14 protein-coding genes are annotated in these 14891 nt (G+C 60.4%); 11 read left to right on the forward strand and 3 right to left on the reverse strand.

Annotated features, from left to right (window positions below; translation table 11 throughout):
- Window position 1: 1 nt before the first annotated feature.
- A complete protein-coding gene (locus tag HDE72_RS17210) occupies window positions 2–2098 on the reverse strand; it encodes a serine hydrolase domain-containing protein (protein WP_183743125.1) in 2097 nt (698 codons plus the stop codon).
- Window positions 2099–2231: 133 nt separating this feature from the next.
- Here HDE72_RS17210 and HDE72_RS17215 point away from each other — a divergent pair, with 133 nt between their 5' ends.
- Together HDE72_RS17215 and HDE72_RS17220 are read left to right on the forward strand one after the other, a co-directional pair.
- Window positions 2232–3890 (forward strand): histidine kinase, encoded by a 1659-nt coding sequence (locus tag HDE72_RS17215; RefSeq protein ID WP_183743127.1) that lies wholly within the window; start codon window positions 2232–2234, stop codon window positions 3888–3890.
- The gene (locus HDE72_RS17220) at window positions 3887–4579 is read left to right on the forward strand and encodes a LytR/AlgR family response regulator transcription factor (protein WP_183743129.1); all 693 of its coding nucleotides are present in this window, start codon (window positions 3887–3889) and stop codon (window positions 4577–4579) included. Before HDE72_RS17215 ends, HDE72_RS17220 begins: the two co-directional genes overlap by 4 nt.
- A 7-nt stretch (window positions 4580–4586) precedes the next feature.
- Here HDE72_RS17220 and HDE72_RS17225 read toward each other — a convergent pair whose 3' ends face one another.
- Complete coding sequence (locus HDE72_RS17225; RefSeq protein ID WP_183743131.1) at window positions 4587–5459, reverse strand: M90 family metallopeptidase; 873 nt, start codon at window positions 5457–5459, stop codon at window positions 4587–4589.
- Window positions 5460–5691: 232 nt separating this feature from the next.
- Window positions 5692–6192 carry a winged helix-turn-helix domain-containing protein gene (locus HDE72_RS17230; protein WP_260174087.1) on the reverse strand — a complete coding sequence of 167 codons (501 nt, stop codon included), beginning with the start codon at window positions 6190–6192 and terminating at the stop codon, window positions 5692–5694.
- A 455-nt stretch (window positions 6193–6647) separates the two neighbouring features.
- On the opposite strand from HDE72_RS17230, the gene HDE72_RS17235 reads away from it, so the two are divergent.
- The 9 genes from HDE72_RS17235 to HDE72_RS17275 form a co-directional block, all read left to right on the forward strand.
- Window positions 6648–6929, forward strand: a complete 282-nt coding sequence (locus HDE72_RS17235) for a hypothetical protein (protein WP_183743133.1) — start codon at window positions 6648–6650, stop codon at window positions 6927–6929.
- 382 nt (window positions 6930–7311) lie between these two features.
- Window positions 7312–8325: an ABC transporter substrate-binding protein gene (locus HDE72_RS17240; protein ID WP_183743135.1), complete on the forward strand. Its 1014-nt coding sequence runs from the start codon at window positions 7312–7314 to the stop codon at window positions 8323–8325.
- A 15-nt stretch (window positions 8326–8340) separates the two neighbouring features.
- Complete coding sequence (locus tag HDE72_RS17245) at window positions 8341–9162, forward strand: ABC transporter permease (RefSeq protein ID WP_183743137.1); 822 nt, start codon at window positions 8341–8343, stop codon at window positions 9160–9162.
- Window positions 9163–9173: 11 nt separating this feature from the next.
- Complete coding sequence (locus HDE72_RS17250; protein ID WP_183743139.1) at window positions 9174–9965, forward strand: ABC transporter ATP-binding protein; 792 nt, start codon at window positions 9174–9176, stop codon at window positions 9963–9965.
- 107 nt (window positions 9966–10072) lie between these two features.
- The gene (locus HDE72_RS17255) at window positions 10073–11944 is read left to right on the forward strand and encodes a sensor histidine kinase (RefSeq protein ID WP_183743141.1); all 1872 of its coding nucleotides are present in this window, start codon (window positions 10073–10075) and stop codon (window positions 11942–11944) included.
- A 27-nt stretch (window positions 11945–11971) separates the two neighbouring features.
- The gene (locus HDE72_RS17260; RefSeq protein ID WP_183743143.1) at window positions 11972–13318 is read left to right on the forward strand and encodes a sigma-54-dependent transcriptional regulator; all 1347 of its coding nucleotides are present in this window, start codon (window positions 11972–11974) and stop codon (window positions 13316–13318) included.
- 100 nt (window positions 13319–13418) lie between these two features.
- On the forward strand, window positions 13419–13745 hold the full coding sequence (locus tag HDE72_RS17265) for a hypothetical protein (protein ID WP_183743145.1): 327 nt from the start codon (window positions 13419–13421) through the stop codon (window positions 13743–13745).
- A gap of 75 nt (window positions 13746–13820) precedes the next feature.
- Window positions 13821–14063: a hypothetical protein gene (locus HDE72_RS17270; protein ID WP_183743146.1), complete on the forward strand. Its 243-nt coding sequence runs from the start codon at window positions 13821–13823 to the stop codon at window positions 14061–14063.
- Window positions 14064–14163: 100 nt separating this feature from the next.
- On the forward strand, window positions 14164–14891 hold a 728-nt coding region (locus HDE72_RS17275; RefSeq protein ID WP_465053041.1), incomplete at its 3' end, for a T6SS effector phospholipase Tle3 domain-containing protein.

The raw sequence follows: 14891 nt of genomic DNA on the forward strand, positions 1-14891 counted from the left end.
ATCAGTGCGCATTATCCAGACGGGCTATCACCGCCCTGGCGCCATCCGCCCCCGGGTAGCCAGGGTCCAGCCGCAAGGCTAGCCGATACGCCTGCACCGCCTGCGCGGGGAGGTGCTGCTCGACATAAAAGCTGCCCAGGGTGTCGTGCAGATTGGCGTCGCGCGGATGCAGCTGGATCGCCGCCTGCAACAGTGCCGTGCCTGCAGCCACCGCTCCGCTGGCTTTCAAACGATAGGCGGCATTATTCAGGGCCGTGGCGCTGGCGGCGCCCTGCGGATCGCGGGCCAGCGCCAGGCGCAGGGCGGCGATGCTGGCGACATGATCGCCTGCGCTCATCAGCAGTATGCCGTGCAAGGCTTGCGCGCGGTCGCTGAGCGGATACAAGGCCACCGCCAGCCTTCCTGCCGCCAGGGCCTCCGTACTGTCGCCGCGCCCGCTCGACGCCTGCGCCAATGCATTGATTTCAGCCATGAAGTCGGGATACGCAAGCTGGTTCAGGAAAGCCGTTTCCAGCTGCTTGCTTAGTTGCGCGACAGCGCCGGGCTGCGCAGGCCAGGCCACCGCAGCGGTACGGTCCCAGCTGGCGGCCAGCTTCAGCATGGCTTGCTCGAAGGACCGGTCGAAGCGGGGGACCTTTCCGGCTGGCGCCGCTTGCGACAACATAATATAGTCGCGCACAAAAGCCAGCGGGCCGCTGCTGGAATATTTATCCAGGTCAATACCCGCCTGCCGCAGCCGGGCAGCCATGCTGGAACCGGCCGTCAGCAAGACCCGCCCACCGGCAGGGTGGCGGGCGTCCGCGATAAACAGGCTGGCCGCCCTGGCGTCATCCTGTTGCAGTGCCTGGCGGTTGATCTGTTCAAAGGCCTGCCTGGTCACGGCCGGATCGACCGTGTAGGGCTGGCCAGTTTTTTCCAGCTGGGCGCGGCCCTCCTCGAACAATCCCTGGGCCAGCTGCCCGTACAACTGCGCGTTCGCCTGCGCGATATACGGTTTGAGTTCCCACGCCTCACCCGTGACCACCTCGAACAAGCGCTCGGCAAACGCTGCCGTATTGACTCTTTCCAGGTTGGACGCCACGGCAATCGTCAGCTTGCGCGACGGAAAGCTGAACAGATAGGTGGCCGTTTCCGGCTGCTGGCCGCTATGTGAAATTACATAACGCCCGCCCGTCGGATACGTCTCCCAGCCCATGCCGTAATCGCTCAAGCGCCCTGCCCGCGTCACCATCGGTTCCTGCATCAGCGCCAGACTGGCCGGCGACAGCACCTTGCCGTCATGGATACCCTGGCCGAAAGCCAGCATGTCGGGCACGGCCGAGCGCGTGCCACCGGCCGAAAAGCGGCTGCTGACATCAACGAATTCCGAATTTTTCAACTCTTTGCCGACCAGGCCGTAGCCCCGCACCCGGTGCGCTATCACGGCGGCCGGATCATCCATCATGGTGGCCGTCATGCCCAGCGGTCCCCACACATGGCGCTGCATATACTGGCCGTAACTTTCGCCCGAGGCGCTCTCGATGACGGCGCCCAGCAGGTTGTAGCCATAGCTGGTGTAGCGGTAGCGCGTGCCCGGTTCGGCGATCAGGTCAAAATGTTCAAACACGGCAATCGATTGACGCGTGTTTTTGTATTCCTTGAAATGCTGCTCGGTCTTGCGGTCGCGGTAGGCGTCGATGCCGGCCAGATGGCCCAGCAGCAATCTCACGGTGACGGGAAACGGTTTCACGGGAAAATACGGCACATAGCGTTGCACGGGCGCATCGAGATCGACCTTGCCCTGCTCCACCAGCTGCAAGATGGCGACCGCCGTCATCGGCTTGGTGACGGACGCCAGGCGATAGCTGGACACAGCCGTGGCCGGCACCTGGTTTTCCAGGTCGGCATAACCATAACCCTGGACCCACTCCACGCCGCCGCGCGTAAAACCAATGGTCATGCCCGGCATGCGCTCCATGGCCATGCGGCTGGCGACCCAGCCATCGAAAGCGGCCAGCCGCGCAGTGAGGGCAGGATCAGGCGCCGCCGCTTGCGCCTGGAAACAAAAGAAAAATAGTGCGGCAGTGACTCCATATTTTTTCCAGCTTGGCATCGTCATTCATTCCATGGTGAGGGTTTGTTGACGGCGATGGTAAGCATATTTCTGCTATTTTTGGACAGCATTGCACGAATTGCACCTGTAGCACATGAATGGCACGGCAGGCTGATGCTTAACAGCTACAATTGCCGCCATGCCCACACTGTCACTCATCGTTAATTGCTTGCTGCTGTGCTGCCTGGCCCTGCCCACGTCTGCCATGGCGCGCAGTTTGTCCATGTCGCTGGACGATGGCTGGCGCGCCTGTGACAGCACGCTCCCCACGGCATCGCTGCACCAGTTGCTCAAGCCGCAGCAACTGCACTGCCTGGAACGTGAGCTGATCCTCCCCGCCACGCCGCACGCGCCGCAAGTGCTGCTGCTGTCGGCCCTGGCGGCCAGCACCTTGTGGCTCGATGGTGTGCAAATCGCCAGCAATGGCCAGCCTGCCGCGCAAGCCGCCGATGAAATCGCCGGCCGGATCGATATGGCCGTGCCGCTGGCGCCCGCGCAACTGGCCCAGGGAACACATCACTTGCGGCTGCTGCTGTCGACGCAGCAAGTGCCAGCCCGGCTGGACGCGCCGTTGTATGGTTTTTCCCTGCAAGACCAGCAAGCCTATCAAGCGGCACAAGCGTGGCGCAATCTGCCGCCGTTGTTGCTGGCAGGCGCGCTGGCCGGTGTCGCCCTGCTGTTTATCGCCTTGAAATTCGCCTTGAACCTGCTGTATCAACGGCACTTGCACTGGACTGTCTTTACGGCGCTGTGCCTGGCAGCAAGCCTGCTGCTACTGGCGGAAACCTGGCGCAGCCTGGCCGGCTACGCCTATCCCCAGCACATCGTGCGCCTGTATGCCATCAACCTGCTGACCTGGCTGTTTGCCGCGCTGCTACCGCTGTACTTTTTCTGCGTTTATCATCGCCGCCACTGGCTGCTGGCCGCTGTCCTGATACTGGCAGGTGTCGCCGTGGCCGGCGCCTTGCCGGCCCATTTCGACAACCAGTGCCGGTTGATGTTTGTCACGGGATTGATAGGCAGCTTGCTGCTGAACCTGTTCGCCCTGTGGCGCCGCTTGCCGGGCAGCCGGGGCGGCACCGCGATTGCGCTGCTCTCCTGCGCCATGTACAAGCTGGCCGGTGACGGTTTTGCCGAAGGCGGTTTTGCGCTGGTCGTCTGTTTCCTGCTGCTACCGTTGTGCTTTCAATTGCTGTCGCAACTGATGCGCGACCGGCAAAAGGTGGCACGCGCCAGCCAGCTGGAAAACCAGCTCTTGCGCAAAAACCTGCAACCGCATTTCCTGATGAATTCCTTGAGCCTGATCAGCGAACTGAATGAGCAATCACCGCAGGCGGCAGAAGATTTCATCGTCGCGCTGGGCGCCGGTTTCCGCATGCTCAACGAGTATGCACAGCAACCCAGCATTGCCCTGACGCAGGAATTGTCCCTGTGCCATAACTATCTGGCCATCATGAGCACGCGCTTGCAACAACCTTGCAGCCTGGAACTGATAGGCGAGACCAGCGCCATCATCGTGCCACCCGCCGCCTTGCTGACGGCGCTGGAAAACGCCTTCAGCCATACGCGCTACCGGCAAGGCGTCACTTTCCAGCTAGAAATCGAAAGGAATGGTCAAACGGATGTGCTGCGCCTGCTGCTGCCCGCCAGCGAAGTGCGGCCACATACGGGCAGCGGCATGGGCGAGCGGTATATCCGTTCCAGCCTGCAAGCCGTGTTTGGCAAGCACGCCCGCTATGACACCACGCAGCAGCCACAGGGCTGGCAGCTGCGATTCACCTTGCCGGCGGCATCATGAAGATAGTGATACTGGAAGACGAACCGCTGATCGCACGGCGCCTGGAACGCGAGGTACGCGCTCACTTTGGCGCTCGCCTGGCGCATTTGGTTTTGCATGACGGCCTGGAGCAGGCGCTGGCCGAGCTGCAAGCTGGCCCCTGCGATTTATTGCTGTTGGACTTGAACCTGCATGGCGCCGATGGCTACGCGCTACTGCGCCTGGCGGGCAAGCGCAGCTTCCAGACAATTGTCGTCTCGGCCCATGCGGAGCGCTCGATCACGGCCTTTGACCTGGGCGTGCTTGATTTCGTCGCCAAACCCTTCAGCCGCGAGCGCCTGCAGCAAGCCTTGCAGCGCTATACGGATCTAAGCCGGCCGCCTCAATTTTCCCTGGCAGTGAAAAAGCGGGGCGCACTGGAATGGATCGCGATCGCCGAGATCGACCATGTGCAGGCCGACGGCCATTACAGCAATATCGTGCTATGCAACGGCGAAGAATGTTTCCACGACTTGCCAATTGAAAAAATCATGGCCCTGCTGCCACCGCATTTCTTGCGCGTGCACCGCTCCTACCTCGTCAACAGCCTTTTTTTCCAGCGCCTGCACATCAGCGCGGGCGGCAAATATGCGCTGGACACACAGACGAGCACAGGCATTCCTGTGTCGCGCGGTAACTATGCTCTGCTGAAACAAAGGCTGCTGGGCTAAAGTTACTCTACCAATGGGGGGCGTAATCAGGGAATGGCGACGCCATATGTCCGGGTTCAATCGGTGGCGGCATCCACTCGCGCGGGTCAACCTTGTAGTATTTGAGAAACTCTGCAAACAGCTCCTCATGATGTTCGGCCATCTGATATGGCTTTTCAAAGAAGGTTTCGGTCGCCACGGCAAAGAATTCGGCAGGATTGGTGGCGCCGTAATGGTCCATCACGCTTTGCTGCTGATAAATGGCGTCGTGGCGCAAATTGGCAAAATCGCGCGACAGCACGGTGGCCCAGCTGCGGTAGCTCGATACATTCGGCAGATATGGCGCGCCGTTCGCCGCCCCCGATTCACTGTCGAGCTGGTGGGCAAATTCATGCAGCACCACATTGTGGCCATCGGTCCAGTCGGCTGCGCCGCGCTGCACATGGTCCCAGGACAACACCACCCGGCCATCGCCCCACGATTCGCCCAATAAACCGTTGGCCGCTGGCGTGACCACGCCGCCCGGCCCCACCTCATTGCGCGTGACCAAAAATTCGGTCGGGTAGACCAGGATGGTGGCTAGCTGCGGATAGACCTGGGTCTGGCGGTTCAGCAAGAGCAGGCAGGCCTGACCGGCGATGGTGTAGCGCATCTCGTCCGTGACTTCCAGGCCGCCGCAACCGACAAATTTCTTTTGATACAGAAACTGCACCACCAGCCGTTGCAATTGCTGCTGCAGCGGCGCCGGCATGCGCTGGTAGACGGGAATATTCTGTTCCAGCACGGCCAAGCCTGCCGCCGGCAAGGGCTTGGCCAAGGCCCGCTTCAAACGCCAACCGGGAAACCACAGGGCCAGCACGATGCCGGCAATGACGAGGGAAATCCATAGCAGCGGGTTCATGCGGATACCCGATGCAAGATGGTGCAAGGCGTGGAGACAGAGGCGGCGTAGGCAGGCAAGGAAAGACTCCTTCGAGTGGGCCCGCGCCGGTGCGGGCAGGCAGTCCAATCAAGATGGGGCTGCTTGATATCTTTTCAATCAGCAATTACGAGATGCCCTCGTATGTTTCTAAAACGCCAAAAGCCGGGCTAAAACCCGGCTTTATTAATTACACAGTCACCACGCCAGCTAATTACTCAGCGGCTTTCTGCTGTGGCGCACCAAACAATGCTGCTACCAAGGGGTCGCGCATCACCGGGCCGCGGTTGACGCGGATGGCGTAATGCGTGTCATCGGCCAGGATATGGAAGTGGCGGCCGCTGCCTGCCATGCTTTGCTCGCGCAAGCCTGGACGGTCCTTGCGCGGTGGCGCGCCTTCGCGTTTTGGTTGTACGATGGCAGCCAGGAAGGCTTTGACGCGTTCCGGGTCAGGCGTCAGCTGGTACACGGCCTTGCCCAGATAGGTGGCCGTGCCTTCGATATAGCGGGCCAGTTCGATCACGCCCGCTTCGCGCAGGTCGCGGATGTATTTGCGGGCGCCCGATGGCGAAAACTTGAGGAACCAGGCGATTTCATCGGCCAGCATCTCGTGCAGCGACAATTCGGCGATCAACTTTTGCATGTTCTCGATGCGGCGCAAGGTGGCGGACGTCGAACGCACGCGCTCGATCGGCGCCATGGAAATTGGGTTCATGCGCTCCGGGGGGATCGGGGCCGCACGCTCAACCATTGCCATTTGAGGACCTTTTTCAGGGCCACGAAGTTCCTGGTGCGCTGCCTTCATTTCGCTCTTCACGTGAGACTGAGTCATTGCATGCATTTGAACACTCCTTTTTAAACGATTGCCGGTAGCCCGAATTATTAAATTCTTGGCAATTTTTGTACCAAGTAGCCACAATTCCTAGGCGTCTGACTAAAGAATGCCTGTGTGAACTGTCTTGGTCTGTGCGTTATCGAACATTAGGATGAAGATTCATGCCGGGAAGCGAAAAATATTGCACCTCGGCATTTTTTACAACAGCTTACATATTCAAGGCCCGATACCGCGCACAAGGTGAAATGGCGAACAGAGGCGATGAGGCTATTGCCATAAATTTAACCCAGCACCTCTTTCTTTAGCCGTTTAACTCGCCACATAAAGGAACCATCATGAGCATCCTGAAAAAAGCCCCTGCCGTGCTGTCTGCCGCAGCCCTGATTACCATCAGCCTGGCCTTGAGCGCCTGTAAAAAACCAGCCGATGCACCGCTGCCGGAAGCGGCGCCACCGGCTATGGCGCCTGCCACGCCAGCGACCACGCAGCCGGCGCCCTCGCCCGCTTCTGATCCGAACGCCCCGCCAGCCACACCGCTGACCGATCCGGCCACCACACCGGCCGTGCCGCCAGCAGGCGCAGCTGGCACGGAAACGCCTGCCACGCCGCCTAAATAAATTCCGGAGCTTGGCCCCAGTCCATAGATAGCTTGTCGTTGGGGATATGCGCGCTATCGCAGTGAGCACTGCCATAGCGCGTTTTTTTATTTGGAGTCCTGAATACCAACTTGGTTCGGCTGCCTTGTGTGATACCGCGCAGTACCGAAGCTGTGCGAGATTCCGGACGTGAAGCAGGGACTGCGTGCGGGAAAACAGAAACAGGCCAGCGCTGGGTTTTTCTCGATAAAAATTAAACCTTTAGAAACAATTACTTGCAATAAACTCCAAAATACAGTCCACTGGCACGGAAGATGCTTTTACATTCTCAGCGCCGCCATCAGAGCAGCCGCACGCAGTTGCAACAAGCAGAATAAAAACATCTATCTTTGGAGACAATCGCATGATCCGCAATCACGTTCGCACTTTCCGTATCTCGTCCATCCTCAATACCAAGGCCCTGGCCGTGGCTATCGCCCTGGCGGCCCAATTCCCGCTGTCGGCCCACGCCGCCGATCTGGTACGCCTGGGCAACCTGAAATTCGCCCATTACGGCGCGGTAGCCTATATGAAGGAAATCGCCCCAAAATATGATTTGAAAATTGAAGAGCGCGTGTTCGCCAAGGGCCTGGACATCGTGCCCGCCATGATCGCCGGCGAAATCGACGTCTCGGCCAGCGCGCTGGAAGCGGCCATTACCGGCCGCGCCACCGGCTTGCCCGTGTATCTGGTGGGCGGCTTCGCCAAGGGCGGCGTGCAAATCGTCGGCCGCCCCGACCTGAATATCAAGGGCATCGCCGATTTGAAGGGTAAAAAAGTCGGTGTCACGCGCGGTGGCCCGCAGGAAATCCTGCTGTTCGCGGAACTGGCCAAGGCCAAGCTGACCTGGTCCGACAAAAAGGGCAAGGACGTACAGATCCTGTACATGGGCTACCCCGACCTGAACCAGGCCCTGCTGACCAAGGAAATCGACGCCATGAGCCAGTCCGAGCCGTATTCGACGCAGGCGATCCACAAGAACTATGGCGTGCAAATCCTGAAACCGTATGACACGCCACTGGGCGAACCCGTGCGCGCACTGGTGATGACGGAAAAAATGTACAAGGAAAAGCCTGCCGTGGCGCAACGCTTCATGGATTGCTTCGTGGCCGCCACCCGCGCCTTTTTGGCCGACCCGAAACTGGCGGAAAAATACGTGCGCGAATCGATGTTCAAGAACCAGATCACTTCCGAGGATTACCGCGACGCCATCGACAACGCCATCTTCACGGAAGACATTTCGCAAAGCCACGTGCAGCTGACCACCGACTACATGGTGCAGTTCGGCGTGGGCCGCATGGCCAAACCGCCTGCCGCCAAGGACTGGGTCAAGCTGGACCTGCTGGAAAAAGCCAAGAAATCTTACGCACCACGCTAAGGGGAAAGTATCACCATGAATCTGCAAACCATGAAACGCGCCTTGCATGGCGCCATCGTGCCGGTGGCCGTGCTCCTGATCTGGCAAGCCATGTCCACCTTCGGCTGGATCAACCCGCAAATCCTGCCTTCGCCCGTTGCCGTAGTGATCAAGTGGTATGAATACCTGATCCCGATGGAGGCTTACACGCCTGAATCGGGCAATTACCTGATCTGGATGCTGTCGGGCGAATTGCCGCATGACGCCTGGGCCAGCCTGTCGCGCGTGCTGGGCGGCTTTGCCATCGGCGCCGGCCTGGCTTTGCCGCTGGGCCTGCTGATGGGCACGAATAAAACCATCTACAAGCTGTTCGATCCGCTGGTGCAAGTGCTGCGCCCGATTCCACCGATTGCCTACATTCCGCTGGCGATTCTGTGGTTCGGCCTGGGCAATCCACCGGCTTTCTTCCTGATCAGCATCGGCTCCTTCTTCCCCGTGCTGATGAATACCATCGCCGGCGTGCGCCAGGTCGACGGCATCTACATTCGCGCCGCGCGCAACCTGGGCGCCAGCCAGATGACCATGTTCCGCCGCGTCATCTTGCCGGCAGCCACGCCCTACATCCTGGCCGGTGCGCGCATCGGCATGGGCACCGCCTTCATCGTCGTGATCGTGGCGGAAATGATCGCCGTCAACAGCGGCCTGGGTTTCCGCATCCTCGAAGCGCGCGAGTATTTCTGGTCCGACAAAATTATCGCCGGCATGTTTACCATCGGCCTGTTCGGCCTGGCCATCGACATCGCCATGAATGCCCTGAATAATCATTTGCTGCAGTGGCACCGCGGCCTGGAACACTGAGAGGAACGGCCATGACCACGATCAATATCAATGCAGTCAATAAAATCTTCAGCACGGGCGGCAACGACGTCATTGCGCTGAAAGACATCAACCTCGACATCGCCAGCGGCGAGTTCATCTGCCTGCTGGGGCCTTCGGGCTGCGGCAAGTCGACCCTGCTCAACGCCATCGCCGGTTTTTCCCACCCGACTTCCGGCCAGATCCTGGCCGGCGGCAAGCTGATCACCGAACCCGGTCCCGACCGCGGCATGGTGTTCCAGGAATACGCGCTGTTCCCGTGGATGTCGATCGAGCGCAATATCGCCTTCGGCCTGGAAATCGCCGGCAAGTCCGCCGCCGAGATCAAGGAACGGGTCGACATGCTGCTCAATATGCTGGGCCTGACGGAATTTCGCGCGCGCTATCCGAAAGACTTGTCGGGCGGCATGCGCCAGCGCGTGGCGATTGCCCGCGTGCTGGCCCTCGATTCACCGATCATGCTGATGGATGAACCGTTCGGCGCGCTCGACGCCTTGACCCGGCGCAACCTGCAAGACGAGTTGCTGAAGATCTGGAAAGTCTTCGGCACCACCATCGTGTTTGTCACCCACTCGATCGAGGAATCGATCTACCTGGCCGACCGCACCATCGTCATGACCTACCGCCCCGGCTCCATCAAGCGCGACGTGGCCATCGACCTGCCCCGCCCACGCGACCCGAGCGACCCCGAGTTCAACCGCCTGAAGCGCATACTGGGGGAAATGGTGATGGAGGAGCAGCAGCGTCACCACAACGCGGAAACCATGGCAAGTACGGCAGATTAGTCTGATTGCTACCTCAACCCAACGGCAAAGACCGGGGTCGGACCCTCAGGGTCCGACCCCAGCCCTTCGCTGTATGGGTTACTTACTAAAGAGACAAACGGAACCCCATGGCACTGGCCAAATGGACAATAAGACAGCCGTTTGGCACCGTGCTGGCGATCGGCGCACTGGTCGCGCTGACCTGGGGCACGCACGCCTGGGTCAGGCAGGGGCAGCTTGATGATTTGCACCGCACGCTCGATTCGCGTGCCGAGCTGTATGCGGCGTCGATAGGCGGCGCGCTCAATAAATATGAATTCCTGCCGCTGGCGGTAGCCCAGAGCGACGCCGTGGCGCGGCTGCTGGAGCATCCTGACGCCATGCAGGTCGAGCAGATCAATGCCTACCTGGTCGACATGAACCGCCGCGCAGGCGCGTTTGCCGTGTATGTGCTGGACGTCAACGGCACCACTGTGGCGTCGAGCAACTGGCAAGACAGCAGCTCCTATGTCGGCGTCAACTACGGCTTCCGGCCCTATTTCAAGCATGCGATTGCGGGCGGCATCGGCCGCTTTTATGGCATAGGCGCGTCCACTTTTGAAGCGGGCTACTTTATTTCACAGCCCGTGCTGCGCAACGGCCGCATCATCGGCATCGTCTCGGCCAAAGTCAATCTGGACTGGATCGAGCAATCGTGGCGCGGGCCGGGCACGGGCGAGCAGATCTGGGTCAAGGATGCGAATGGCGTGATTATCCTGGCCAGCACGCCCGCCTTCAAGTTCAAGACCCTGGCGCCCTTGTCGCCGGCGGCCAAGAAGGATATCAGCGAACAGCGCCAGTTCTTGCAGGAAAACCTGCCCATCTTGCCGCACCGCCTGCAGCGCCAGTTTGCCGATGGCGCCAGCGTGCTGACCCTGGAACGCCCGCAGGCGGACGACGCATCCACCCTGCCGGGCAGTGCCGACAAGGTGGACTATCTGGCCGTCAACCGCGCGCTGGGGCCCTTGCGCTGGCACATCACCGTGCTGGCCGAACTGGACCAGGTAGAAGAAGCGGCCCGCAATGCCGCCATCGCCGCAGCGCTGGGCTGGGCCCTGGCCTTGCTGGCACTGATGTATGCACGCCAGCGCCGGCGCCGTATCGCCGAACGCCTGAACGCCCAGCAAACCCTGGCGCGCGCTTATGAACAGCTGGAAATCAAGGTGGAACAGCGCACGGCCGACCTGGTCCATGCAAATGGCCGCCTGCAAGCCGAGGTAGCCGAGCGCGAACGGGCCGAACAGACCTTGCGCTATGCGCAGGCGGAACTGGTGCAAAGCGGCAAGCTGGCCGCGATAGGCCAGATGGCAGCCGGCGTCACGCATGAACTGAACCAGCCGCTGGCCGCCTTGCAAACCTTTTCCGACAATGCCAAGGTCTTGCTGGCGCGCGGCCGCATCGACGATGCGCTCGACAATCTGTCGACCATTTCCGATCTGGTCAAGCGCCTCGGCTACGTCACCTCGCAGCTGAAAGGCTTTGCACGGCGCAGCGACGATGCGCGCAAACCGGTCAACGTGCGCCAGGCGTTCGCACAAACCATGTTGCAGATACGCACGCGCCACGGCTCGCAGCGGCTGCTGCTGCATGAAAACTGGCCGCAGGAAGAGATGATCGTGCTGTGCAACGCCATCGGCCTGGAACAGGTATTTACCAACCTGATCACCAACGCCATGGATGCCGTGCCGCCAGGGCAAGAAGTCCATGTGTGGCTCAGCGTGCGCCGCGAAGGTCCGCTGGCCGTCATCCTCGTCACCGACAATGGCCCCGGCATCCCCGTGACCTCGATCGACCGTATTTTCGATCCCTTCTACACGACCAAGGAAGAAGGACTGGGGTTGGGCCTGTCGATCAGCGCCGGCATCGTGCGCGCGGCGGGCGGCAGCCTGAACGCCCGCAACCGATCTCTCACCGAAGGAGGCGGTGCGCAGTTTACAATCGCACTGAACACTGAAGTGTAAAAAAATAAATAAAGAGGGACAGGTCACATGCACGAACACAATTTCCCAGGCTTGCAGGTCTTGCTGGTCGAGGACGACGCCGTGGTGCGCAAGGGCGCAAAACAGTCGCTGGAACTGGCCGGCCTGCAAGTAACGGCCTGCGCCTCGGCCGAAGAAGCCCTGCCCCATCTGGTGCCCGAATTTGCCGGCATCTTGCTCAGCGACATCAAACTGCCCGGCATGGATGGCTTGCAGTTGCTGGACCTGGCGGTGGCGCAAGACGCCAGCCTGCCGGTGATCCTGGTGACGGGCCATGGCGATGTATCGATGGCGGTGGGCGCCATGCGCCGTGGCGCTTACGATTTCATTGAAAAACCGTTCTCGGCCGACTTGCTGGTGGAAGTGTGCCGGCGCGCGCTCGACAAGCGCCACCTGGTGCTGGAAAACATGAATCTGCGGCGCCAGCTGGAACAACGGGTCGGCATCGAAGCGCGCATCGTGGGCCGCAGCGCAGCCATGGCCAAGGTGCGCCAGCTGGTGCTGAACCTGGCGCCCAAGTCGGCCGATATCATCATTCTCGGCGAAACGGGCACCGGCAAAGAATTGATCGCCCGCTGCCTGCACGATTTCAGCGAACGGCGCGACCACCCCTTCGTGGCGATCAATTGCGGCGCCCTGCCCGAATCGATGTTTGAATCGGAGCTGTTCGGCCACGAAGAAGGGGCGTTTACCGGCGCGCAGCGCCAGCGTATCGGCAAGATCGAATATGCGAACGGCGGCACCTTGTTCCTCGACGAAATCGAAAGCATGCCGCTGGCCCTGCAAGTGAAGCTGCTGCGCGTGTTGCAGGAACGCAAGGTGGAACGGCTGGGATCAAATAAACTGATCTCCGTCAATTTCCGCGTGATTGCGGCCGCCAAGGAAGATTTAAATCTACTTGCCGAGCAGGGTAAATTCCGCGCCGACCTATATTACCGTTTGAACGTGGCCAGCCTGACCCTGCCCGCCCTGCGCAACCGGCGCGAAGATATCCCGCTGCTGTTCGAGTTTTTCGTGCTGCAGGCAGCCGTGCGCTATGGCCAGCCGGCAACCTTGGTCAGTGGCGAGTTGCTGGCATCCCTGATGGCGCAGCGCTGGGCCGGCAATGTGCGCGAATTGCACAATGTGGCCGACCGCTTCGTGCTGGGCCTGCTTGACGACACCTTGAGCCCGGCCGGTTGCCGCGAAGCATCGCTGGCCGAACAGGTCGATGCGTTCGAAATTTCCATCATCGAAGAAGCCTTGCGCCGCCATAACGGCAACGTGATCGACGCGGCTAGCGCGCTGAATATTCCGAAAAAAACCCTGTACGACAAGCTCAAGCGCTTCGATATTTCGACTGAGCAATTTCGTTAATCAAGGGTTGCCGGCCCACAAAATGATGAGGCGGCCTCCTACTTGTGCCGCTGGAATGGCGTGTGAGAATGCAGTCTCGACCACTCACAGGACTAGCACCATGAAAACTCCCGCCCTCCTGCTGGCCGCCACCCTGATGACCGTGGGCGGCGCCTGGGTGCAAGCCCAGTCCACCAGCAACGTCAACCAGACCGGCAACCACACGAATAATCCCAACGACCCGGGCCAGAAATCGGACCAGTCCGACAAGCTCGACAACAAGGGCCAGCCCATCCATGACGGCAAACCGGCCAAACAGCGCACCGACAAGCGCAGCAAGCACAACAAGCCAGCGCCGCCGCCGGTCAATGGCCGCGCCAGCACGCCGCCCGACCGGCCTGCCGCGCCCAGTATTCCGGTAGCGCCCAAGCCGCCCATTACAAATTAGCAATCATACAAAAGGCAAATTACTTTCCAGCATCATCGCGCTACAATCATTGACATCTGATCTTCCGAGGAAGCCATGTCTCCGATTGAACGCAAATGGTGGTTTGCCTTTCCCCTCATGGCGGTGGCCACGCTCGCCACCTATGTCTTGTTCGACAGCGCGCAAGTGCCGTCCACGGCGTCGCTTGCGCGTGCCGTGATTTTCGGCCTGTGTTTTGGATCCCTGTACCGTTGCTTGTCATTTTGCATCTGGCTGCTGCTGTTATGGGTAGCACCGGGAGCGATAGACAGGAAACTGCTCAACAAATCCAGCGCTTAAGCGCAATCCCGCAGCGCCCTCGACCATGTTCCTTGTTTAAGCGCAACGAATCGGCCCTCCCGCCTCCTACACTGTCCAGTCTGGCCAGCAAGGAGCGGCGATGGTCTATCCCAAGATTCCTTATGTAAGTGGCAGTAATAGCGCGCTGCTGCAATGCGACCGCAGCAGCGATGCCATCGTGCGCATCCGGCCCGAACTACCGGGCAATGTGATCGTCATCCACGGCGTCAACGACGTGGGCACCAGCTTTGGCGCCGTGGAAAAAGGCTTGTGCCAAGGACTGGCCGCGCGCATGTATGGCGTGACGGGCGGGCGCCAGCTCGTCTTCCAGCCGGCCAGCTTTCGCCTGCCGCAAGTTGCCGACAAAGCCATACTGGAGCCGGACCCGGACGCGCTCTACTTCAAGCGCACAATTGATGAGACCACGCACAGCCCCGTGATTCCGTTTTACTGGGGTTTTCGCGAAACAGGCAACGCAGGCAAGGTCGTCAACGGCCAGAATACTGACCGCTATGGCAACCGTCTCGACAAGGACATGTCGAAGAACGGCGGCCCCTTCGGCAACGCCACCAATACCCTGCCCGATATGTGGAACAAGGGATTATTCTCGCCACTCGATATGGGCGGCGATCCCGTGCGCCCGCTGATGACGGCGCCGGGCCGCATGTATATGGTGCTGGCGGCCAAGCGCCTGGCCGCGCTGATCGCCATGATCCGTGACTACGACAGTAACGAAGCGGTATCGATTGTGGCGCACAGCCAGGGTTGTTTGATCTCGCTGCTGGCGCAAGCCTTCTTGCTCGACGAAGGAAAACGGCCGGCCGACAC

This window comes from Janthinobacterium saanense (assembly GCF_014200675.1).
Taxonomy (GTDB): domain Bacteria; phylum Pseudomonadota; class Gammaproteobacteria; order Burkholderiales; family Burkholderiaceae_D; genus Janthinobacterium.

Excerpts from the sequence above, each read along its gene's own strand:
- HDE72_RS17210 (WP_183743125.1), bottom strand. The coding sequence starts at position 2,098 with ATGACGATGCCAAGCTGGAAAAAATATGGAGTCACTGCCGCACTATTT.
- HDE72_RS17215 (WP_183743127.1), top strand. The coding sequence starts at position 2,232 with ATGCCCACACTGTCACTCATCGTTAATTGCTTGCTGCTGTGCTGCCTG.
- HDE72_RS17220 (WP_183743129.1), top strand. The coding sequence starts at position 3,887 with ATGAAGATAGTGATACTGGAAGACGAACCGCTGATCGCACGGCGCCTG.
- HDE72_RS17225 (WP_183743131.1), bottom strand. The coding sequence starts at position 5,459 with ATGAACCCGCTGCTATGGATTTCCCTCGTCATTGCCGGCATCGTGCTG.
- HDE72_RS17230 (WP_260174087.1), bottom strand. The coding sequence starts at position 6,192 with ATGAACCCAATTTCCATGGCGCCGATCGAGCGCGTGCGTTCGACGTCC.
- HDE72_RS17235 (WP_183743133.1), top strand. The coding sequence starts at position 6,648 with ATGAGCATCCTGAAAAAAGCCCCTGCCGTGCTGTCTGCCGCAGCCCTG.
- HDE72_RS17240 (WP_183743135.1), top strand. The coding sequence starts at position 7,312 with ATGATCCGCAATCACGTTCGCACTTTCCGTATCTCGTCCATCCTCAAT.
- HDE72_RS17245 (WP_183743137.1), top strand. The coding sequence starts at position 8,341 with ATGAATCTGCAAACCATGAAACGCGCCTTGCATGGCGCCATCGTGCCG.
- HDE72_RS17250 (WP_183743139.1), top strand. The coding sequence starts at position 9,174 with ATGACCACGATCAATATCAATGCAGTCAATAAAATCTTCAGCACGGGC.
- HDE72_RS17255 (WP_183743141.1), top strand. The coding sequence starts at position 10,073 with ATGGCACTGGCCAAATGGACAATAAGACAGCCGTTTGGCACCGTGCTG.
- HDE72_RS17260 (WP_183743143.1), top strand. The coding sequence starts at position 11,972 with ATGCACGAACACAATTTCCCAGGCTTGCAGGTCTTGCTGGTCGAGGAC.
- HDE72_RS17265 (WP_183743145.1), top strand. The coding sequence starts at position 13,419 with ATGAAAACTCCCGCCCTCCTGCTGGCCGCCACCCTGATGACCGTGGGC.
- HDE72_RS17270 (WP_183743146.1), top strand. The coding sequence starts at position 13,821 with ATGTCTCCGATTGAACGCAAATGGTGGTTTGCCTTTCCCCTCATGGCG.